Here is a 788-nt window from a genome sequence, read left to right as displayed (position 1 = left end):
GGTGGTGTTTCAAAAAGTATGCTGAAAAAAAGCAGGTTGGATTTTGATAAAATAGAGAAATGCGAATAACTCTAGAAATCAAGTGTCCAGCCTGCCTAAGTGACAGTATAAAGAAAAATGGCACAAAAGTAGATGGTAAGCAAAATTACCAATGTAAAATATGCAGACGTCAATTTATTGGTGATCATGCTCTCAGTTATCAAGGCTGTCACTCAGGTATCAAAACCAAAATATTACACCTCATGGTGCGAGGCAGTGGTGTCAGGGATATAGCAGAAATTGAAAGAGTAAGTATCGGTAAAGTTCTACGGACACTTAGCCAATCAAAATATCAACTTCGAGCACAGCAAAGTCATTATGAAACCCTTGAAGTAGATGAGTTTTGGACTTTTGTTGGTCATAAGCAAAATAAACAATGGCTAATTTATGCCTATCATCGAGAAACAGGTGAAATTGTTGCTTATGTATGGGGTAACCGAGATTTAGCCACTGCAAAACGACTTAAATTAAAATTGAAGCAGTTAGGTGTAAGCTATACATGTATATCAAGTGACCATTGGGATAGCTTTGTTACGACCTTTAAAGAATGCAAACAGTTGATTGGTAAATTTTTCACTGTGGGTATAGAAGGCAATAATTGTCGATTACGGCATCGAATCAGGCGAGGCTTTAGGAGAAGCTGCAACTTCTCCAAAAAGCTTGAAAATCATTTCAAAGCCTTTGATTTAGTGTTCTTTTATATCAATAATGGATTCGTTTAATGCCAGCATACTTTTTGAAACACCACC

The 788-nt window shown here is 36.7% G+C and carries 1 protein-coding gene; it reads left to right on the top strand.

Going from position 1 to position 788, the window contains the following annotated elements; all coding sequences use genetic code 11:
• Nucleotides 1-59 precede the first annotated feature (59 nt).
• Nucleotides 60-761 (top strand): IS1 family transposase, encoded by a 702-nt coding sequence (locus NI469_RS15715; protein ID WP_004282341.1) that lies wholly within the window; start codon nt 60-62, stop codon nt 759-761.
• The last annotated feature ends 27 nt before the right edge of the window (nt 762-788 follow it).

Source organism: Acinetobacter lwoffii, assembly GCF_024129735.1.
Taxonomy (GTDB): domain Bacteria; phylum Pseudomonadota; class Gammaproteobacteria; order Pseudomonadales; family Moraxellaceae; genus Acinetobacter; species Acinetobacter lwoffii_H.
Note: the sequence above shows the minus strand (reverse complement) of the source record. Positions and strands in the feature narration are given on the sequence as shown.